This is a genomic window from Gramella sp. Hel_I_59 (genome assembly GCF_006714895.1).
Taxonomy (GTDB): Bacteria; Bacteroidota; Bacteroidia; order Flavobacteriales; family Flavobacteriaceae; genus Christiangramia.
The window spans coordinates 1,084,018-1,104,555 of record NZ_VFME01000001.1; the positions used below are offsets into that span (position 1 = coordinate 1,084,018).

17 protein-coding genes and 1 tRNA gene are annotated in these 20,538 nt (G+C 39.4%); 13 read left to right on the top strand and 5 right to left on the bottom strand.

Annotated elements, in window-relative coordinates:
* Nucleotides 1-67: 67 nt before the first annotated feature.
* From rplK to JM79_RS05035, 8 genes are all read left to right on the top strand, one after another.
* Nucleotides 68-505: a 50S ribosomal protein L11 gene (gene rplK, locus JM79_RS05000; protein ID WP_026915414.1), complete on the top strand. Its 438-nt coding sequence runs from the start codon at nucleotides 68-70 to the stop codon at nucleotides 503-505.
* Between the two features lie 19 nt (nucleotides 506-524).
* Nucleotides 525-1,223: a 50S ribosomal protein L1 gene (gene rplA, locus JM79_RS05005; protein WP_141877089.1), complete on the top strand. Its 699-nt coding sequence runs from the start codon at nucleotides 525-527 to the stop codon at nucleotides 1,221-1,223.
* 9 nt (nucleotides 1,224-1,232) lie between these two features.
* Nucleotides 1,233-1,754 carry a 50S ribosomal protein L10 gene (rplJ, locus tag JM79_RS05010; protein WP_141877090.1) on the top strand — a complete coding sequence of 174 codons (522 nt, stop codon included), beginning with the start codon at nucleotides 1,233-1,235 and terminating at the stop codon, nucleotides 1,752-1,754.
* Nucleotides 1,755-1,810: 56 nt separating this feature from the next.
* A complete protein-coding gene (rplL, locus tag JM79_RS05015) occupies nucleotides 1,811-2,185 on the top strand; it encodes a 50S ribosomal protein L7/L12 (protein ID WP_141877091.1) in 375 nt (124 codons plus the stop codon).
* Nucleotides 2,186-2,321: 136 nt separating this feature from the next.
* Nucleotides 2,322-6,134 (top strand): DNA-directed RNA polymerase subunit beta, encoded by a 3,813-nt coding sequence (rpoB, locus tag JM79_RS05020; protein WP_141879179.1) that lies wholly within the window; start codon nucleotides 2,322-2,324, stop codon nucleotides 6,132-6,134.
* A gap of 72 nt (nucleotides 6,135-6,206) precedes the next feature.
* Nucleotides 6,207-10,508: a DNA-directed RNA polymerase subunit beta' gene (gene rpoC, locus JM79_RS05025; RefSeq protein WP_141877092.1), complete on the top strand. Its 4,302-nt coding sequence runs from the start codon at nucleotides 6,207-6,209 to the stop codon at nucleotides 10,506-10,508.
* Between the two features lie 84 nt (nucleotides 10,509-10,592).
* Nucleotides 10,593-11,033 carry a DinB family protein gene (locus JM79_RS05030; protein ID WP_260443376.1) on the top strand — a complete coding sequence of 147 codons (441 nt, stop codon included), beginning with the start codon at nucleotides 10,593-10,595 and terminating at the stop codon, nucleotides 11,031-11,033.
* Between the two features lie 37 nt (nucleotides 11,034-11,070).
* Entirely contained in the window at nucleotides 11,071-11,391 is a 321-nt protein-coding gene (locus JM79_RS05035; RefSeq protein WP_141877094.1) for a DUF3467 domain-containing protein, read from the top strand.
* 68 nt (nucleotides 11,392-11,459) lie between these two features.
* Here the strand turns inward: JM79_RS05035 and JM79_RS05040 are convergent, their stop codons facing one another.
* Together JM79_RS05040 and JM79_RS05045 are read right to left on the bottom strand one after the other, a co-directional pair.
* Nucleotides 11,460-12,827 (bottom strand): amino acid carrier protein, encoded by a 1,368-nt coding sequence (locus JM79_RS05040; RefSeq protein ID WP_141877095.1) that lies wholly within the window; start codon nucleotides 12,825-12,827, stop codon nucleotides 11,460-11,462.
* An 88-nt stretch (nucleotides 12,828-12,915) separates the two neighbouring features.
* Nucleotides 12,916-14,505: a peptide chain release factor 3 gene (locus JM79_RS05045; RefSeq protein WP_141877096.1), complete on the bottom strand. Its 1,590-nt coding sequence runs from the start codon at nucleotides 14,503-14,505 to the stop codon at nucleotides 12,916-12,918.
* 314 nt (nucleotides 14,506-14,819) lie between these two features.
* Between JM79_RS05045 and idi the strand changes: the two genes are divergently transcribed.
* The 5 genes from idi (at nucleotide 14,820) to JM79_RS05070 (ending at nucleotide 16,607) form a co-directional block, all read left to right on the top strand.
* Nucleotides 14,820-15,338: an isopentenyl-diphosphate Delta-isomerase gene (idi, locus tag JM79_RS05050; RefSeq protein WP_141877097.1), complete on the top strand. Its 519-nt coding sequence runs from the start codon at nucleotides 14,820-14,822 to the stop codon at nucleotides 15,336-15,338.
* A complete protein-coding gene (locus tag JM79_RS05055; protein ID WP_141877098.1) occupies nucleotides 15,335-15,745 on the top strand; it encodes a 6-carboxytetrahydropterin synthase in 411 nt (136 codons plus the stop codon). Before idi ends, JM79_RS05055 begins: the two co-directional genes overlap by 4 nt.
* On the top strand, nucleotides 15,745-16,197 hold the full coding sequence (locus JM79_RS05060; protein WP_141877099.1) for a peroxiredoxin: 453 nt from the start codon (nucleotides 15,745-15,747) through the stop codon (nucleotides 16,195-16,197). The genes JM79_RS05055 and JM79_RS05060 overlap by 1 nt, the downstream gene beginning before the upstream one ends.
* A 63-nt stretch (nucleotides 16,198-16,260) precedes the next feature.
* Nucleotides 16,261-16,527 (top strand): hypothetical protein, encoded by a 267-nt coding sequence (locus JM79_RS05065; RefSeq protein WP_141877100.1) that lies wholly within the window; start codon nucleotides 16,261-16,263, stop codon nucleotides 16,525-16,527.
* A gap of 6 nt (nucleotides 16,528-16,533) precedes the next feature.
* Nucleotides 16,534-16,607: transfer RNA gene (locus JM79_RS05070), tRNA-Thr, on the top strand.
* Nucleotides 16,608-16,861: 254 nt separating this feature from the next.
* Here JM79_RS05070 and mqo read toward each other — a convergent pair.
* The 3 genes from mqo to JM79_RS05085 all read right to left on the bottom strand — a co-directional run bounded on the left by mqo (nucleotide 16,862) and on the right by JM79_RS05085 (nucleotide 20,534).
* Entirely contained in the window at nucleotides 16,862-18,358 is a 1,497-nt protein-coding gene (gene mqo, locus JM79_RS05075) for a malate dehydrogenase (quinone) (RefSeq protein WP_141877101.1), read from the bottom strand.
* A gap of 111 nt (nucleotides 18,359-18,469) precedes the next feature.
* Entirely contained in the window at nucleotides 18,470-19,216 is a 747-nt protein-coding gene (locus JM79_RS05080) for a DUF4369 domain-containing protein (RefSeq protein ID WP_141877102.1), read from the bottom strand.
* A gap of 52 nt (nucleotides 19,217-19,268) precedes the next feature.
* Nucleotides 19,269-20,534, bottom strand: coding sequence for a DUF819 family protein (locus JM79_RS05085; protein ID WP_141877103.1), 1,266 nt, complete (start codon nucleotides 20,532-20,534; stop codon nucleotides 19,269-19,271).
* Between the last annotated feature and the right edge of the window lie 4 nt (nucleotides 20,535-20,538).

Sequence of the window (20,538 nt, forward strand, 5' to 3'; positions counted from 1 at the left end):
GTTACATATATTTTTTGATAGTTTTTTCAGCTTCCACTCAATAAACTATCATTTAAAAATTTGAAAAATGGCAAAAGAAGTAAGTAAAGTTGTAAAACTACAAGTTCGCGGAGGTGCTGCTAACCCATCACCACCAGTTGGACCTGCTTTAGGTGCTGCCGGAGTGAACATCATGGAATTCTGTAAGCAATTCAATGGTAGAACTCAGGACAAGCAAGGAAAGGTACTTCCAGTAGCAATTACTGTTTATAAGGATAAGTCTTTTGATTTTGTGATCAAAACACCACCTGCAGCAGTGCAATTGATGGAAGCGGCAAAGACTAAAAAAGGTTCAGGTGAGCCGAACAGAAAAAAAGTAGCTAGTGTTTCTTGGGATCAGGTTAAAGCGATTGCAGAAGACAAAATGCAGGATCTTAACGCATTTACTGTAGAATCTGCAATGAAAATGGTTGCCGGAACAGCTCGTTCGATGGGAATAACTGTAAAAGGTGAAGCACCGTTTTAATCCAAAAAGAAATTAGAAAATGGCAAAATTAACTAAAAAGCAAAAAGAAGCTCAGGGAAAGATCGAGAACGGTAAAACGTACACGGTTGCTGAAGCGTCTGCTTTGATAAAAGATGTTACCAACGCAAATTTCGATCCTTCTGTAGATCTAGCAGTTCGTTTGAATGTAGATCCACGTAAAGCTAACCAAATGGTTAGAGGTGTTGTAACTCTTCCGCATGGAACAGGTAAGGATGTTAAAGTTCTTGCGCTTGTTACTCCAGATAAAGAAGAGGAAGCAAAAGAAGCTGGTGCAGATTTCGTTGGATTAGATGAATACCTTGAGAAAATCAAAGGTGGTTGGACAGATGTTGATGTTATCATCACTATGCCTAGCGTTATGGGGAAACTTGGACCACTAGGACGTGTTCTAGGACCAAGAGGGCTTATGCCTAACCCAAAAACCGGTACGGTAACTATGGATATCGCTAAGGCAGTATCTGATGTGAAGGCTGGTAAGATCGACTTTAAAGTTGACAAAACAGGGATTGTACATGCTGCAATTGGAAAAGCGTCTTTCGATGCTGAGAAGATCGCAGGTAATGCAAGAGAATTATTAACTACGCTGGTAAAATTGAAGCCTCAGGCATCCAAAGGTCTTTATATAAAGAGTATTTATATGACTAGCACCATGAGCCCGAGTGTAGAGATAGATACTAAAAGGTTTACTGAGCAATAATTTACGATTATGACAAGAGAAGAAAAATCACAAGTTATAGAAGACTTAACTGCCCAGCTAGCCGGATTCCAAACTATCTATTTAGCTGACATTTCTGGCCTTGACGCTGGAAGTACTTCTAACTTACGTAGAGCTTGTTTCAAAGCAGACGTTAAGTTATCGGTAGTTAAAAATACGTTGCTTGCTAAAGCTATGGAGGCATCCGATAAAGATTTCGGAGAACTTCCTACAGTTTTAAAAGGTAACACATCAATACTGCTTTCGGAAACTGGAAATGCTCCAGCGAAAGTAATTAAGGATTTCAGAAAGAAATCTGATAAGCCTCTACTTAAAGGTGCTTTTGTTGAAGAAGCTATCTACGTAGGTGATGATTATCTTGAGACATTGGTTAACATCAAGTCTAAAGAAGAAGTTATCGGGGATATTATTGGATTACTTCAGTCTCCTGCTAAAAATGTTGTTTCTGCACTTAAATCGGGTGGTGGAAAGATCGCAGGAATCCTTAAGACCCTTTCAGAAAAGGAAGGATAATATAGTACGCACTTTTTAACAATTATAATTAAAGAACTTTTTAAAAACGATAGAAAATGGCAGATTTAAAAGATTTCGCAGAACAACTAGTTAACCTTACTGTAAAAGAAGTAAACGAGTTAGCTGATATTTTGAAAGAAGAATACGGTATCGAGCCTGCAGCTGCTGCTGTAGCTGTTGCTGGTGGTGCTGCTGCTGGTGGTGAAGAAGCTGAAGAGCAAACAGAATTTGACGTAATTCTTACAGCTCCAGGTGGATCTAAGCTTGCTGTAGTTAAGCTTGTAAAAGAACTTACAGGTCTTGGTCTTAAAGACGCTAAAGCATTAGTTGATGGTGCTCCAGCTCCAGTAAAAGAAGGAGTAGCTAAAGACGAAGCAGAAGCTCTAAAATCACAATTAGAAGAAGCAGGAGCTGAGGTTGAGCTTAAATAAGCTTAGCACAAGCAATATTATTTAGGTTTAGACCTCAGGAATTACTCCTGGAGGTCTAAACCATTTTGCGTATATAGAACTCAACGTTTAACAAGCGCACTATTTTTTATATAATAAATTATAATCCCGTCCATTGATGTTAGCAAAGCAAACTGAAAGATTGAGTTTCTCTTCTGTTAAGAACAAGCCTGCTTATCCGGACTTTCTGGATCTGCAGATTAAGTCTTTTCAGGACTTCTTTCAATTAGAGACAAAATCAGAAGCGCGGGGAAATGAAGGTCTTTACAACACCTTCCTAGAAAACTTCCCCATTACGGACACCCGTAATCAATTTGTACTAGAATTCTTAGATTATTTTGTGGACCCACCAAGATACTCCATCCAGGAATGTATCGAACGTGGATTGACCTACAGTGTACCACTTAAGGCTAGACTTAAATTATACTGTACCGACCCTGAACACGAAGATTTTGAAACAATCGTACAGGACGTATACTTGGGAACTATCCCATATATGACACCTAGTGGAACTTTCTGCATTAACGGTGCTGAACGAGTAGTAGTTTCTCAGCTACACCGTTCTCCAGGGGTTTTCTTTGGACAATCTTTCCATGCAAATGGAACAAAACTTTATTCTGCCCGTGTAATTCCTTTCAAAGGATCATGGATAGAATTTGCGACCGATATCAATAGCGTTATGTACGCTTATATTGACCGTAAGAAAAAATTACCTGTAACAACTCTTTTCCGTGCAATCGGGTTTGAGCGTGATAAGGATATCCTTGAAATCTTCGACCTTGCGGAAGAAGTGAAGGTGTCTAAAACAGGACTAAAAAAATACCTTGGTCGTAAATTAGCGGCTAGAGTACTTAATACATGGTACGAAGATTTCGTAGATGAAGATACTGGTGAAGTTGTTTCTATCGAGCGTAACGAAATTGTTCTTGACCGTGATACTGAACTTGAAAAAGATCACATAGAAGAAATTCTTGAAACCGGATCTAAGACTATCCTACTTCACAAGGAGGATAACCAGACTGGTGATTATGCGATCATTCACAATACATTACAAAAAGATCCTACTAACTCTGAAAAAGAGGCAGTAGAACATATCTACCGTCAGCTTCGTAATGCTGAACCGCCAGATGAGGAAACTGCTCGTGGAATTATCGACAAGCTTTTCTTCTCAGATCAGCGTTACAGCCTTGGAGAAGTTGGTAGATATAGAATGAACAAAAAACTTGGTCTTGAAGTTGAAATGGATAAGCAAGTGCTTACCAAATTAGACATCATTACCATTGTAAAATATCTTATCGAGCTTATTAACTCTAAAGCTGAGATTGATGATATTGATCACTTATCTAACCGTCGTGTTAGAACTGTAGGTGAGCAATTATCTCAGCAGTTCGGTGTTGGTCTTGCACGTATGGCAAGAACAATTCGTGAGAGAATGAACGTTCGTGATAACGAGGTGTTTACTCCAATCGATTTGATCAATGCGAAGACATTATCTTCTGTGATCAACTCATTCTTTGGAACAAACCAGTTATCTCAGTTCATGGACCAGACGAACCCTCTTGCAGAAATCACGCACAAACGTAGACTTTCAGCATTAGGACCAGGTGGTTTATCAAGAGAAAGAGCAGGGTTCGAGGTACGTGATGTGCACTATACTCACTACGGAAGACTTTGTCCTATTGAAACTCCTGAGGGACCAAACATTGGTCTTATTTCATCACTTTCGGTTTATGCTAAAGTAAACGGAATGGGATTCATTGAAACACCTTATAGAAGTGTTACTGATGGTAAGATAAATATTTCCGAAGAGCCTATTTATTTAAGTGCTGAAGAGGAAGAAGGTAAAAAAATTGCTCAGGCTAACATTCCATTGAAGGATGATGGTACTATAAATACTGATCGTGTAATTGCACGAATGGAAGGTGACTTCCCGGTTGTAGATCCAAATGAGATCCACTATACCGATGTTGCACCAAACCAGATATCATCAATCTCTGCATCTCTTATTCCATTCTTGGAACATGATGATGCCAACCGTGCGTTGATGGGATCAAACATGATGCGTCAGGCTGTACCACTTTTAAGAACAGATTCTCCTATCGTTGGAACTGGACTTGAAAGACAGGTAGCAACAGACTCTCGTGTATTGATCAATGCCGAAGGTGAAGGAGAGGTTGAGTATGTTGATGCAAACAAGATTGTGATCAAGTACGATCGTACGGATGAAGCAAGAATGGTAAGTTTTGATGATGATTCAAAATCTTATAATCTTATCAAATTCCGTAAAACTAACCAGGGATCCTGTATCAACCTGAAACCAATCGTTAGTGTTGGGGACAGAGTTACTAAAGGACAGGTTCTTTGCCAGGGTTATGCAACCGAAGAAGGTGAGCTGGCACTTGGTAGAAACATGAAGGTTGCCTTCATGCCTTGGAAAGGTTATAACTTTGAGGATGCGATCGTAATTTCAGAAAAAGTGGTAAGAGATGATATTTTCACCTCTATCCATATTGATGAGTACTCTCTTGAAGTTAGAGATACAAAACTGGGTAACGAAGAATTGACAAATGATATTCCTAATGTTTCTGAAGAGGCTACTAAAGACCTTGATGAGCACGGAATGATTAGAGTTGGTGCTGAAGTAAAGCCTGGTGATATTCTTATTGGTAAGATCACTCCTAAAGGAGAAAGTGATCCTACGCCAGAAGAAAAATTATTACGTGCAATCTTTGGTGACAAAGCTGGTGATGTAAAGGATGCTTCTCTTAAAGCTTCTCCATCGCTAAGTGGTGTTGTTATCAATAAGAAATTGTTCGCAAGAGCGATTAAGGACAAACGTAAGAGAGCTCAGGATAAAGAAGATGTTGCTGCATTAGAGAAAAAGTATGATGCTAAATTCGCTAATTTAAAAGCTGAACTTATCGAGAAGCTATTCGCCATTATAGGTGGAAAGACTGCTCAGGGAGTACAGAATGATCTTGGTGAAGAAGTAATGCCGAAAGGTAAGAAGTACACTCTTAAGATGCTTAACGCTGTAGACGATTATGCTCACTTAACTACGGGTACATGGACTACAGATGATCATCTTAACGAACTTGTAGCTGATCTTTTACATAATTATAAAATCAAGGAGAACGATCTTCAGGGTAACCTTAGAAGAGAGAAATTCACCATATCTGTTGGAGATGAACTTCCATCAGGAATTCTTAAACTGGCTAAAGTTTATATCGCTAAGAAGCGTAAACTTAAAGTAGGGGATAAGATGGCAGGACGTCACGGTAACAAAGGTATTGTTGCGAGAATCGTTCGTCAGGAAGATATGCCATTCCTTGAGGACGGAACACCAGTGGATATCGTGTTGAACCCACTTGGGGTACCATCACGTATGAACATTGGACAGATCTACGAAACAGTTCTTGGATGGGCTGGACAGAAGAACGGGAAGAAGTACGCAACACCAATTTTTGATGGTGCTACTATTGAAGAGATCAATGATCTAACCGACAAAGCTGGAATACCTAGATACGGTCATACTTATCTTTATGATGGTGGAACCGGGGAAAGATTTGACCAGCGTGCAACTGTTGGTGTGATCTACATGCTAAAACTTGGTCATATGATCGACGATAAAATGCATGCTCGTTCTATTGGACCATACTCACTTATTACTCAGCAGCCGCTTGGTGGTAAGGCACAATTTGGTGGTCAGAGATTTGGAGAGATGGAGGTTTGGGCTCTTGAAGCTTACGGAGCATCTAGTACTCTAAGAGAAATTCTAACAGTGAAGTCTGATGACGTTATTGGAAGAGCTAAGACTTACGAGGCTATTGTGAAGGGTGAGCCAATGCCGGAACCAGGATTGCCGGAATCTTTCAACGTACTTATGCACGAATTGAAAGGTCTAGGTTTGGATATTAAACTTGAAGAATAACATTCTGTTTTTACCGGGACGTTACGGCGTCCCGTTTAAACTGAATATTCACAATAATTAGCAGCAGTTATTATGGCTAGAAATAATGATAAAAATACAGTACAGAGGTTTAACCAGATCTCTATAGGTTTAGCTTCTCCAGAGTCCATCCTTGCGGAATCTCGTGGTGAAGTTCTTAAGCCTGAAACGATCAATTACCGTACGCACAAACCAGAGCGTGACGGTTTGTTCTGTGAGCGTATTTTTGGTCCTGTAAAGGATTATGAGTGTGCCTGTGGAAAATACAAAAGAATCCGATACAAAGGAATCGTTTGTGACCGTTGTGGTGTGGAAGTTACAGAGAAAAAGGTTCGTAGAGATCGTGTAGGTCACATCAACCTTGTAGTACCTGTAGCACATATCTGGTATTTCCGTTCTTTACCTAACAAAATTGGTTATTTGCTAGGTCTGCCGTCTAAAAAACTTGATATGATCATCTACTACGAAAGATATGTAGTGATCCAGGCAGGTAATGCGACAGATGAAGAAGGAAAAGCTTTACAAAAAATGGACTTCCTTACTGAAGAAGAATATCTAAATATTTTAGATGAACTTCCTCAGGAGAACCAATATCTGGACGATAGCGATCCAAATAAATTTATCGCTAAAATGGGAGCTGAATGTCTAATCGAGATTCTTAAGAGAATCGATCTTGACGAGCTTTCATATGAACTAAGACACAAAGCGAATAACGAAACTTCAAAGCAACGTAAAACTGAAGCACTTAAACGTCTTCAGGTTGTGGAAGCTTTCCGTGATGCGAACAAGAACAGAGAGAACAATCCAGAGTGGATGATCATGAAAGTTGTGCCGGTAATTCCGCCAGAACTTAGACCTTTGGTGCCTCTTGACGGTGGTCGTTTTGCGACTTCAGATTTAAATGATCTTTACCGTCGTGTGATTATTCGTAACAATCGTTTGAAGAGATTAATGGAGATCAAAGCTCCTGAAGTGATCTTACGTAATGAAAAACGTATGCTTCAGGAATCTGTAGATTCATTATTTGATAATACAAGAAAATCTTCAGCAGTAAAAACTGACTCTAACCGTCCTCTTAAATCACTTTCAGATTCATTGAAAGGTAAGCAGGGACGTTTCCGTCAGAACTTACTTGGTAAGCGTGTGGATTATTCAGCACGTTCTGTAATCGTTGTAGGACCAGAACTTAAAATGTTTGAGTGTGGTCTTCCGAAGAATATGGCAGCTGAGCTTTACAAGCCTTTTATCATCAGAAAACTGATAGAAAGAGGTATTGTAAAAACAGTGAAGTCTGCGAAGAAGATCATAGACAAAAAAGAACCTGTAGTTTGGGACATTCTGGAAAATGTGCTTAAAGGGCATCCGGTACTATTAAACCGTGCTCCTACACTTCACCGTCTGGGAATCCAGGCATTCCAGCCTAAACTTATTGAAGGTAAGGCAATTCAGCTTCACCCACTTGCATGTACTGCATTCAACGCCGATTTCGATGGTGACCAGATGGCAGTTCATTTACCACTTGGGCCTGAGGCTATCTTGGAGGCACAGTTATTAATGCTTGCTTCTCATAATATATTGAACCCTGCAAATGGTTCTCCAATTACAGTACCTTCTCAGGATATGGTCTTGGGTCTTTACTACATGACCAAACATAAGATTGGTACGAAAGAGGAGCCGGTAAAAGGTGAAGGACTTACATTCTATTCTGCGGAAGAGCTAGTTATTGCTTACAACCAGAAGCGTGTAGACCTTAATGCAGGTATTAAGATTAGAACTAAAGATTTCAACGAAGCAGGAGAATTGGTCATGATGATCAAGGATACCACTGTTGGTAGAGTATTATTTAATGAAGCTGTTCCTGAAAAGGCTGGTTATATTAATGAAGTACTTACTAAGAAATCACTTCGTGAGATCATTGGTAATATTCTAAGAATTACTAGTGTTCCGGAAACTTCAGAATTCCTTGATGAGATCAAAGGTCTTGGATATGGATTCGCTTTCCGTGGTGGACTTTCCTTCAGTTTAGGTGATATTATTATCCCTGAAGAGAAGCAATCCATGATTGATGAAGCTAACGAACAGGTTGAAGGTATTATAGGAAACTATAACATGGGTCTTATAACCAACAACGAACGTTACAATCAGGTAATTGATATCTGGACTTCTACTAACGCAGGTCTTACAGACCTAGCCATGAAGCGTATTCGTGAAGACAAGCAAGGGTTTAACTCTGTGTATATGATGCTTGATTCTGGTGCGCGTGGTTCGAAGGAACAGATTCGTCAGTTAACCGGTATGCGTGGATTGATGGCTAAGCCTAAGAAATCCAACTCTGGTGGTGGTGAAATTATTGAAAACCCGATTCTTTCTAACTTTAAGGAAGGTCTTTCAATTCTTGAATACTTTATCTCCACTCACGGTGCTCGTAAAGGTCTTGCCGATACAGCACTGAAAACTGCCGATGCTGGTTACTTAACCCGTCGTCTGGTAGATGTTTCACAGGATGTAATTGTTAATGAAGATGATTGTGGAACTTTAAGAGGTGTCGAAGTTAAGCCACTTAAAAAGAATGAAGAGATTGTAGAATCATTAGGAGAGAGAATCCTTGGACGTATTTCTCTACATGATGTAGTAAATCCTTCTACAGAAGAACTTATCGTTGGAACGAACGAAGAGATTACTGAAGAAATTGTAGCTAAGATCGAAGCTGCGCCAATCGAAGGTGTTGAAGTACGTTCACCACTTACCTGTGAGGCGAAGAAAGGGATCTGTATCAAGTGTTACGGTAGAAACCTTGCAACTAACAAGATCGTACAAACAGGTGAAGCTGTTGGTGTTGTTGCTGCACAATCTATTGGAGAACCTGGTACACAGCTTACACTACGTACATTCCACGTTGGAGGTATTGCAGGTAACATTTCTGAAGACAATAAGCTTGAAGCAAGATTTGATGGTGTTGCAGAGATCGAAGATCTAAAAGTTGTTAAAGGTGAAGCCCCTGATGGTGGAACTGCAGACATCGTGATCTCTCGTACTGCTGAACTTAAGATTAAGGATAAGAAAACAGGTGTTGTATTAAGTAATAACAACATCCCTTACGGTTCTCAGATCAATATCGAGAATGGCGCCAAGGTAACTAAAGGTGATGTCATCTGTACCTGGGATCCATATAACGGTGTGATTATTTCTGAATTTGCCGGTAAAATCAAATACGAAAATGTAGACCAGGGTGTTACTTACCAGGTTGAGATTGATGAGCAGACAGGATTCCAGGAGAAAGTGATCTCTGAATCCAGAAACAAGAAATTGATCCCAACATTACATATCTTAGGGAAGAAGGATGAAGTAATTCGTTCTTATAACCTACCGGTAGGAGCTCACCTTATGGTGGACAATGCTGAAAAGATTGGTGTAGGTAAGATTTTGGTTAAGATTCCACGTAAATCATCCAAAGCGGGTGATATTACCGGAGGTCTTCCAAGAGTTACTGAACTTTTCGAAGCACGTAACCCGTCTAATCCAGCTGTAGTATCTGAGATTGATGGTGTTGTTTCCTTCGGAAAGATTAAAAGAGGTAACCGTGAGATCATCGTAGAATCTAAACTTGGAGAGGTTAAGAAATACTTGGTTAAATTATCTAACCAGATCCTCGTACAGGAGAATGACTACGTGAGAGCGGGAATGCCATTATCTGATGGATCTATTACTCCTGAAGATATCTTGAATATTAAAGGACCAAACGCGGTACAACAGTATCTTGTAAACGAAGTTCAGGAAGTTTATCGACTACAGGGTGTGAAGATTAATGATAAGCACTTTGAGGTTGTTGTAAGACAAATGATGCGTAAAGTAAGAATTGTTGATCCAGGTGATACGATCTTCCTTGAGAATCAACTAGTACATAAAGCTGATTTCATTGACGAAAACAATAAGTTATTCGGAATGAAAGTAGTTGAAGATGCTGGTGATTCAGAAAGACTGAAAGCTGGACAGATCATTACTCCGCGAGATCTAAGAGATGAGAATTCAATTCTTAGAAGAGAGGATAAGAATCTTGCAACTGCAAGAGACGTGATCACTGCAACTGCTAATCCGGTACTTCAGGGTATTACGAGAGCGTCACTACAGACTAAGTCATTCATCTCGGCTGCTTCCTTCCAGGAAACAACTAAGGTGTTGAACGAAGCTGCAGTTAATGGTAAGATCGACAAACTTGAAGGTTTGAAGGAAAATGTAATTGTTGGGCATAGAATTCCAGCAGGTACAGGTATGAGAAAGTACGATAGTATTATCGTTGGTTCTAAGGAGGAATTTGACGAAATGCTTGAGAAGAAACAGGAAGTTAATTATAACTAATTCCCTGATAAGTTTATCTTAAAAGGCTCCGCTCACCGCGGGGCCTTTTTTATTTATACTCATCTTTGTAATATGAAGAAATTTATGAAAGAGATACTGCAGTATTCTCATGAAACTAACCTTGAAATCATTTCGAAATTTAACGATGGAGATCTACACTATGTGATCGCGGAAAGCTCAAAAAAACTCATTTCCCATATATTAAATTCTCAGACCTTATGGAATAATAGAATTACTGATGGTGAAGTGATTGATATCTGGAAAGTTTGGGAACCTGAGAAATTAAAAGAGATCGAAGAGCGTAATTATCAGACAGCCGTCGAAATCCTGGACGATAGAGAACTGGACGAAAATATATCATTCTCAGATACTAAAAATGAATCCCATCAGAATTCAATCAGCGATATTATATTTCACGTTGTGAACCGTGCTACTTATTATCGTGGACAGATCGCTGCAGAATTCAGGGAAAAGAAGATCGAGCCTGTAAGTGCGGATTTTGTTAACTACAAGAGAAAAGCCTAAGCAATATTTTATATCTTATGAGCTTAAAAATTAAATTATGAGTGACGACAATAAAAAGAATCAGGATAAAGGTAAGATCAATATAGAATTAGATGAGGCGGTGGCAGAAGGGACATATTCCAATCTCGCTATTATCAATCATTCAGTATCTGAATTTGTAGTTGATTTTGTGAATATCATGCCGGGAAGACCTAAGAGCAAAGTGAAATCGAGGATCATCCTGACTCCGCAGCATGCTAAGCGTTTATTAAAAGCTCTGGGGGATAATATCCAACGTTTTGAGAAAGCTCATGGAGAGATCAAGGATTACGACAAAGCACCAGTGCCGCTAAATTTCGGACCAACTGGTCAGGCTTAATTCAGTAACAATACTTCAGTAAAAAGATTTCTATAGTATGGTTTTATTTCCGGACTATGGAAATCTTTTTATTTATACTTCGCAAAATATATTTTAGCAGCTTTCATAACACGTGGAGCCATAATTAGAGTCGCGATCATTGTAGGAATTGCCATTAATGCGAAAAACCCATCAATAAGATTCAGAATAAAGCTTAAAGATGTGGTAGCTCCTACGAGAATACTAAGAACATAGACGTAGTTGTAATACTTCTTATTTTCAGCACCGGCCAGGAATGATAAACATTTTGTTCCGTAGTAGGAATAGGAGAATAATGAGGATACGCTAAAAGCTAGTATACAAAGCAGTAATAAATAATTTCCTACATATGGTATTGCTTCGTCAAAAGCGGCCGCAGTTAGGCTAACTCCGTTTACATCTTCAGTTTTCCAGACACCAGTGACCAGAATAGCCATTGCTGTTAGCGTACAGACAACCAGCGTATCAATTGCCGGTCCCAGCATAGCTATAAGACCTTCGCGAACAGGTTCAGATGTTTTGCTAGCTCCATGCGCCATCGTAGCGGTACCAATTCCAGCTTCATTGGAAAATGCACCTCTGCGTATCCCAAGTAAGATCAGGCCTCCCAGAACACCTCCTAGTAAAGGATCTCCTTTATAGTTTTCCGCAGCGAAAGCGTCAGTAAAGATCATGCTAAAGTAGCTTAGTACTACATCATAATGCACGAACAGAATCAGGACCACAGACACAAAATATAGAAGCACCATTGCAGGCACCAATTTTGAAACCGTTTTGCTAATACGATCCAGTCCGCCAATGATGACAATGGTGGTGATTATAGTCAGCATAATTCCTATGACTAAACTTGTTCCAAAACCTGTTTGCACCCCATTAGGCTCGAGCAGAATATAATTAATAGCCTGAGTTAACTGATTTACATTAAAAACTGGCAGTGCACCTACCAGACCAGCGACCGCAAAAAATGCAGCCATTGGTTTCCATTTTTTACCGAGACCTTCAACGATAAAATACATCACACCTCCCTGAATCTTTCCTTCGGAATCTTTTCCACGATACATGACCGCAAGGGTATTGGTGAAAAACTTCGTAGCCATACCAACGATCGCACTTATCCACAACCAGAATATAGCGCCAGGTCCACCAACGGCAATAGCAACGGCCACACCAGCGATGTTTCCCATTCCAACTGTAGAGGAAAGGGCTGTGGATAATGCCTGGAAATGGTTAATGTCTCCCGGATCATCAGGATTGTTATACTTCCCTCGAAGTACTTCTACAGAATGCCCTAAATAGCGAAAAGGTAAAAAACGTGAATAGATCAGGAGATAGATTCCGCCACCAATCAACAAAATTACCAGTGGAATCCCCCAAACGAGGGAAGCGAAATCTGCAATGAAATGATCTATCTGGGACATAGTAAGGATTTGTCCCGAAAATAGTGAATTTTATAAGTCTATTTTCAGGATGTTTTAGTTTCTATAATTATCAATATTTCTAGTAATTCTAAAATTCAGATGTACTATGGAATTTGATAGAAGGATATTTTTGCTGAGTCATTTGAAGTGAGAACTGAGAATCTGCTAGAAATACCAATTGTCCAGATTTGTCTTTCGCAAGATATTTTGCCTTCACACGCTTAAATTCCTTGAACTCTTCAGATTTCTCATTTTCTGCTTCAACCCAGGTTGCTTTGTGTACATTGAGATTTTCATAGGTACATTTTGCTCCGTATTCATGTTCCAGTCTGTATTGAATAACCTCGAACTGTAACGCACCAACGGTTCCAATAACTTTCCTACCATTAAGTTCCAGGGTAAATAACTGTGCAACACCTTCATCCATCAACTGGTCAATTCCTTTTTCCAATTGCTTGGATTTCATAGGATCTGCATTATTGATATATCTAAAGTGTTCTGGTGAAAAGCTAGGAATACCTTTGTACATGAGGTTCTCACCTTCAGTTAATGTATCACCAATCTTAAAACTACCGGTATCGTGAAGACCTACAATGTCCCCAGGGTAGGAAGTGTCTACAATTTCTTTCTTTTCAGCAAAGAATGCATTTGGAGAAGAAAACTTCATGTTCTTATTATTCCGAACATGTAGATAATTTTTATTTCGTTCGAACTTACCTGAAACAATTTTTATGAACGCCAATCGATCCCTGTGTTTAGGGTCCATATTAGCGTGAATTTTAAATACAAAACCAGTAAACTTTTCTTCTTCGGGTCTTACAAGTCGGGTATCACTTTCTTTTGGGCGGGGAGGTGGAGCTATTGTTATAAAACAGTCCAGTAGTTCACGTACACCGAAATTATTTAAAGCAGATCCAAAAAATACAGGTTGTAATTTACCATCCAGGTAGTCCTGTCTGTCAAAATCTGGATAAACTCCTTGTGCTAATTCCAGCTCTTCACGTAAGTCATTAGCAGCTTTATCACCAATCAATTGATCAAGTTCTTCATTCTGCAGATCATCGATCTCAATAGTTTCTTCAATATCTCTTCTAGGATCACCCGTGAAAAGGTTTACATTCTTTTCCCAGATATTATAGATTCCTTTAAAGTCATAACCCATCCCAATTGGAAAACTAAGAGGAGTTACTTTTAGATTCAATTTTTGTTCTATTTCATCCAGGAGTTCAAAAGCATCTTTTCCTTCACGATCCAGTTTATTGATAAAAACAATCATGGGAATATTCCGCATACGGCAAACTTCCACAAGTTTTTCAGTTTGCTCTTCTACACCTTTGGCAACATCGATCACAACGATCACACTATCTACAGCAGTTAGTGTTCGAAATGTATCTTCAGCAAAATCCTTGTGCCCGGGAGTATCCAGGATATTGATTTTGATATCTCTGTATTCAAAAGCAAGTACAGATGTTGCTACCGAGATCCCACGTTGACGTTCGATCTCCATAAAGTCACTAGTAGCTCCTTTTTTGATCTTGTTAGATTTCACGGCTCCAGCTTCCTGGATGGCTCCTCCAAACAAAAGTAGTTTTTCAGTTAAGGTAGTTTTACCGGCATCTGGGTGAGATATGATCCCGAATGTTCTTCTTTTATTGATCTCTTTCTGGTACTGCTTCATAACGGATATTTGCAGCTGCAAAAGTAAGATTATTTTAAGGATTTATGTGCGTGCCAATTACTTTCAATGATTGATTAACTAGAAGTTTAGGGAAATGAAAAAGGAGTCCCCCACAGACTCCTATTTTTTCATAGCGATCGTTTCCCCAACAATTGCAAACATATTTACGCAATCAGAGGATCGCTGGTTTTGAAAGATCGGCTTTAAATAATGTTTAGAATGGCTGTATTCTTCGGAAAACTTTAGGAATTGCTTAATCGGCATCTTTATGAAACAAAACCCTGATTTTGTACATTTGAGCTTCAAATTTAATAATGGCGCAGGAAAGAGTAATTTTAGTTAACGAAAAAGATGAGCAAATAGGGCTGATGGAGAAGATCGAAGCCCACGAAAAAGCATTGCTTCATAGAGCTTTTTCGGTATTTGTTTTTAATGATAAGAATGAATTGATGATTCAACAAAGAGCTTTGTCGAAATATCATTCACCTGGTCTCTGGACAAACACCTGCTGTAGTCACCAGCGTGAGGGGGAATCCAATATTGAAGCTGGAAAGCGTAGATTACAGGAAGAGATGGGTTTTTCAACAGAACTTAAAGACACCATTTCTTTTATATATAAAGCGCCATTTGATAATGGTCTTACGGAGCATGAATTCGACCATATTCTCGTAGGATATTTTGAAGGTGAGCCAGATTTAAATCCAGATGAGGTAGCAGAGTGGAAGTGGATGTCCCTGGAAGCTATAGAAAAGGATATGCAAACGAACCCTTCTATTTATACTGAATGGTTTAAGATCATCTTTGATAAATATTATTCACACATTCAGCAATGAGAGTAACCGTTCACAGAAAAGCTCATTTTAATGCAGCCCATCGACTTTTTAGAAAAGACTGGGATGATGCCAGGAACCTTGAGGTTTTTGGAAAATGCAGTAATCCAAACTATCATGGGCATAATTATGAACTCATAGTATCTGTGACTGGAAATATTGATCCTGAAACTGGTTTTGTGATGGATTTGAAAATCCTAAAGGATCTTATTCGAACTGAAGTTGAAGATGCGTTTGATCATAAGAACCTGAATGTTGAGGTAGCCGAATTTAAAAACCTGAATCCCACTGCTGAGAATATTTCGGTAGTCATATGGAATAAACTTCGTAAACAAATTCAAGAAACACATGACCTGGAAGTTACGCTGTATGAGACTCCGCGTAATTATGTCACTTATAAAGGAGAATAATGAAGAAGGGAGATTTAGTACCAGATTTAAGGTTAAAGGATCAGAATCGCAAGGAATTTAATTTTAGAGATCTTGTGGGTGAGAAAGCATTTGTAGTTTATTTTTATCCAAAGGATTTTACTCCGGGATGTACCAAGGAAGCCTGCAGCTTTCGTGATAGCTACCAGGAATTTCAGGATCTGGGTGCTGAGGTTATTGGGATTAGTGCAGATACTACTGCCTCCCATGCGAAATTCAGTGAAAAATATAATTTGCCATACATTTTCCTTTCTGATAGAGACAAAAAAGCGAGAAACGCATTCAATGTGAAAGCCAGTCTTTTAGGACTTCTTCCCGGAAGAGAAACCTTTGTTTTTGGTAAGGATGGCAAACTACTGCACAGGTTCAATAGTATGAACGCTTCTAGACATATGCCGGAAGCACTTGAAATCCTGAAAAAATATCAGAATTAAATTTTGATAAAATCATTTTCATTTCGAAAAATAGTTTAAATTCGCAGCCGAAATTAAATGATAATGGCTAGTAAAAGACTGCTTAAGAAAAACGTGAATTATGTAATGGGAGACATCATCGATGCTGCCTATATTCACCAAATGGCTAATCCGAAGAAAGATGATAATAAGTCTGAAGCTATCGTGGACGAAGCTATCAGCGACTACGATGAATTGATCAGAGAGATCAATCGACGTGACGTTGAGAACAAACAAAAACACTTTAGAGATATCGAGAAGGATCTTGAGAAGAAGGCGAAAGATCTTGTCGAGAAACTGAATGCACTTTAATAAGTTGCCGATGTAGCTCAGCTGGCTAGAGCAGCTGATTTGTAATCAGCAGGTCGTGGGTTCGAGTCCCTCCATCGGCTCTTAATGAAAAGCTTCCCCAAAAGGGGGAGCTTTTTTGTTTGAAATATGATAGGGACGAGAAGCCTGTCCTGAGCGCAGTCGAAGGGAGTCCCTCCATCGGCTCTTGATGAAAAGCTTCTCCGAAAGGGGGAGCTTTTTTGTTTGAAAATTATTTGGTTTAACGCCAGTTCTTAGCGAGATTGGAAGCAAATCTCCTTCGGTATAAAAAAGCCTCTCATTAGAGAGGCCTTATTTTGTAAGTAAAATTTTAATCTTAGTGTAGCGCGTCAAGTTGCAATAACTTACTGGTGCGCTCCTGAACTGCTTTAAAGCCTTCTTTGTCTTCACGAACATCTCTGTTCCAGAATGGGATCATCTTATCCAATTGTTTACGATATTCTTTAGTTCTTAACTTCTCTGGAAATGCAATCTGCATCACCTCGAGCATAATATGAACAGCAGTAGATGCACCTGGGGAAGCTCCAAGCAAGGCCGTTATTTTACCATCCTTGCTATGTACTACGTCTGTACCAAATTCCAGAACTCCTCCTTGTTCTTTATCTCGTTTAATGATCTGAACTCGTTGGCCAGCAACTTTTAGTTCCCAATCCTCCGGTTTAGCATCCTTAAGAAAAACCCTTAATTCATCAACCCGGTCTTCGTGATTCATTCTTACTTGATCGATGAGATAGGTGGTAAGCGGAAGATTGTGCCAGAAAACTCCCCACATAGATGGAATATTGTCAAAACTTAAAGATTTAGGTAGGTCAAGAATAGATCCTTCCTTTAGAAATTTAGTGCTAAAACCTGCAAATGGTCCAAACAGTAATTCTTTCTTACCATCAATGAATCTAGAATCCAGATGAGGTACCGACATTGGTGGTGCATCCACACCAGCCTTACTATAAACTTTGGCATCATGTTTTGCGATAACATCTCTGTTCGTGCACGAAAGCCATTGTCCGCTTACTGGAAAGCCACCATACCCATCTTTTTCAGGGATCTCGACTTTTTGTAATAGAGGCAAAGCTCCTCCTCCAGTACCAATAAAAATATGTTCCGCGTCGTAATAGGATTTTTTGCCGGTATTCAGATCTTTAACTATAGCCGACCAGTCATCGGGTCCATCAGGATCAATGTCCAGAACCTCCGTGTTTCTTATAACCGGAACTTTAAAATGATTTTCTAAGAGATCAAAGTATTGTTCAGTAAGAGAACCAAAGTTCACGCCAGTTCCTAATTCCATTCGGGTTGCCGCCATTTGTTCATCCGGTTCACGATCTTTCATGATGAGGGGAAACCACTTTTGCATCGTCTCCTGATCTTTGGTGAATTCCATTTTTTCAAACATAAATTCAGAGCTCATACGTTCGAACCTCTTTTTGAGAAAATTGACATTATCTTCCCCGCGCACCCATGCATGATGCGGAATACTATGAATAAAACTCTGAGGGTCTTTTATTAATTCCTGACTGGTTAAATGAGCCCAGAACTGTTTTGATTTCTCAAATTGTTGAAAGGTATCAATCGCCTTGGAAATATCTATGGAGCCATCTTCCTGCTCTGGAGTATAGTTAAGTTCACAGAATGCTGAATGCCCTGTACCTGCATTATTCCATGCTTTGGTACTCTCCTGGGCGATCTTATCCAGTCGTTCAAAGATGATGATCTTAATTTCCGGATCTATTAATTTCAGCATTAGAGCAAGGCTTGCACTCATGATACCTCCGCCGGCACAGATCAGGTCATATTCTGTATTCGTCTTATTCATAGTTGTTTTTTCTACAAAATATGGAACACTGTTCTTCTTTTGACCCAAAGAAATATTAAGAAATAAAAAAAGGAGCCATTAGGCTCCATTTTCATATTATTTTCTGCTAAACTAGGAATTTTCAACTTCCTGTGCCTGCACTTTATCTTCCAGTTTTTCCTCTTTTCTGCGTTCCTTCAAGAAGCTTTTCAATTCCTCACCATACTTAGACTTTTTGATCTTTGGTTCTAGGGAATTATAAATAGTATCAAGGTACTTGATGTTTGCATCAAAAACTTCAGAAAGTGCAAGATAAGGTGCTATTTCATGTTGCTTGTTATTCAGTGCAAAATTTACAGTATAGAGATATTTTCTACGTAGCAATTTATCATACTTCTGGTCGATCTCCATAAGTTTCTCTTCGTCCTGATCTTTTTCTGCTTCGAAACTTGCTTTGATTAAATCGAGGTTTTGATCATTGAACCTACTTATCATTTTCCTGTATTCAACTAATTTCTCCTGGTTCACAGATCCAATAACTTCTGCACTGGTTTCAAACTTATCCAGTTTTGTGTTGATAGTGATCTGTCCTTGATCTGCGAAGAAATCTATGCGATCATCATACTGATTATTATCAACCTTTTCAAGATACAGGTACATGATCTGAGGACTCTCCAGATAGGTTTCCATAGTAAAATTTGGATCTCCGGTTACCTGAACTGAGTCTACATTTACCAATGCAGTGTCTTCAATTTTTTGAAGGTACAAAGTTCCTTTTTTCAGGCCTTTGATCTCTCCATTTACAATCAGGTTGCTTTCTTTTTCGGAACAGGCGCTAATGCTGATCAGAATAACTAAAAGAAGAGCTAATTTTTTCATTGTGGGATGCAGTTTTAAAGTGCGCAAATATCTTATATTTTTCTGTTTATTACTAACTGGTAGCCGCTAATTGCATTAAAATTGTACACAAAATAGCGCCATAAGTACCCACTACATAACCAAAGACTGCCAGTAGCACACCTACGGTAGCAAGGGATGGATGAAATGCTGCTGCAACTACCGGAGCTGAGGCTGCCCCGCCTACGTTGGCCTGGCTTCCTACCGCAAGGAAAAAGTACGGAGCCTTTATAAGTTTCGCTGTGATAACCAATACGATCACATGAATTAGAATCCATACGAGACCTATCGCCAGAAGTCCGGGATTATCAAAAACCGATGTCAGGTCCATTTTCATACCGATGGTAGCAACAAGGATATAGATAAATATGCTTCCAATTTTACTGGCACCAGCACCTTCGTATTTTTTGAATTTCGTGAATGAGAACATGATACCCAGGGCAGTAGCGATGGTGATCATCCAGAAAAACTGGGAAGAGAAGGAGGAAAGTGCGCTTTTACCATCATTGAAAATATCAAAATTAGCGGTTAGGTATGTAGAAATTCCATCTGCTCCCCAATGCGCTATACCAACTGCTCCAAATGCCAGAGCCAGCATGATCATAAAATCTGGTAACATTGGAATCCTGTTAACACTTTCAGCATAACTGCTAACTTTAACTTTCAGTTCTTCAATGGCTGAATTGTCTGCCTGTAGCCATCGATCAATTGCTTCATTTTTCCCGATTCCCATCAAGACAATAGCCATCCAGAGGTTGGCAACGATAATGTCGACAAGAACCATCCCTCCATAAAGATCCTGATTGTATTCGTAGATCTCGAGCATTGCGGCCTGGTTTGCACCGCCACCAATCCAACTACCAGCAATTGTAGAGAGGCCTCGCCAAACTGCGTCTGGACCAACACCGCCTACAGTTTCCGGAGAAAATGCAGAGATGAGTAATATCGCGAGCGGTCCCCCAAGAACGATACCCAGAGTTCCTGCAAAAAACATGATAAGAGCTTTGGGACCAAGGTTGAATACTGCCTTCAGGTCTATACTTAAAGTCATTAATACCAGAGCCGCAGGTAAAAGGTAGCGACTGGCAACAAAATAAAGTTGTGAAATGTCATCATCTATGAGTCCAACCGAATTAAAAATCGCCGGGATAAGGTAGCACATAAGTAGTGCGGGAACGACTTTATAAAATTTACTCCAGAATCCTTCTTTTTGAGAAGAGGTGTAAAACACAAAACCCAGAGCGATCATTAATAGTCCAAAGACAATCGCATCATTGGTGAATAAGGCAGATGTTTCCATAGAA

What these genes read in the sequence shown, in the direction of transcription:
- rplA (WP_141877089.1), top strand. Translation starts at nt 525, where the DNA reads ATGGCAAAATTAACTAAAAAGCAAAAAGAAGCTCAGGGAAAGATCGAG.
- rplJ (WP_141877090.1), top strand. Translation starts at nt 1,233, where the DNA reads ATGACAAGAGAAGAAAAATCACAAGTTATAGAAGACTTAACTGCCCAG.
- JM79_RS05035 (WP_141877094.1), top strand. Translation starts at nt 11,071, where the DNA reads ATGAGTGACGACAATAAAAAGAATCAGGATAAAGGTAAGATCAATATA.
- mqo (WP_141877101.1), bottom strand. Translation starts at nt 18,358, where the DNA reads ATGAATAAGACGAATACAGAATATGACCTGATCTGTGCCGGCGGAGGT.
- JM79_RS05065 (WP_141877100.1), top strand. Translation starts at nt 16,261, where the DNA reads ATGGCTAGTAAAAGACTGCTTAAGAAAAACGTGAATTATGTAATGGGA.
- rpoC (WP_141877092.1), top strand. Translation starts at nt 6,207, where the DNA reads ATGGCTAGAAATAATGATAAAAATACAGTACAGAGGTTTAACCAGATC.
- JM79_RS05045 (WP_141877096.1), bottom strand. Translation starts at nt 14,505, where the DNA reads ATGAAGCAGTACCAGAAAGAGATCAATAAAAGAAGAACATTCGGGATC.
- JM79_RS05055 (WP_141877098.1), top strand. Translation starts at nt 15,335, where the DNA reads ATGAGAGTAACCGTTCACAGAAAAGCTCATTTTAATGCAGCCCATCGA.
- JM79_RS05060 (WP_141877099.1), top strand. Translation starts at nt 15,745, where the DNA reads ATGAAGAAGGGAGATTTAGTACCAGATTTAAGGTTAAAGGATCAGAAT.
- JM79_RS05080 (WP_141877102.1), bottom strand. Translation starts at nt 19,216, where the DNA reads ATGAAAAAATTAGCTCTTCTTTTAGTTATTCTGATCAGCATTAGCGCC.
- idi (WP_141877097.1), top strand. Translation starts at nt 14,820, where the DNA reads ATGGCGCAGGAAAGAGTAATTTTAGTTAACGAAAAAGATGAGCAAATA.
- rplL (WP_141877091.1), top strand. Translation starts at nt 1,811, where the DNA reads ATGGCAGATTTAAAAGATTTCGCAGAACAACTAGTTAACCTTACTGTA.
- rplK (WP_026915414.1), top strand. Translation starts at nt 68, where the DNA reads ATGGCAAAAGAAGTAAGTAAAGTTGTAAAACTACAAGTTCGCGGAGGT.
- JM79_RS05085 (WP_141877103.1), bottom strand. Translation starts at nt 20,534, where the DNA reads ATGGAAACATCTGCCTTATTCACCAATGATGCGATTGTCTTTGGACTA.
- JM79_RS05030 (WP_260443376.1), top strand. Translation starts at nt 10,593, where the DNA reads ATGAAAGAGATACTGCAGTATTCTCATGAAACTAACCTTGAAATCATT.
- JM79_RS05040 (WP_141877095.1), bottom strand. Translation starts at nt 12,827, where the DNA reads ATGTCCCAGATAGATCATTTCATTGCAGATTTCGCTTCCCTCGTTTGG.
- rpoB (WP_141879179.1), top strand. Translation starts at nt 2,322, where the DNA reads ATGTTAGCAAAGCAAACTGAAAGATTGAGTTTCTCTTCTGTTAAGAAC.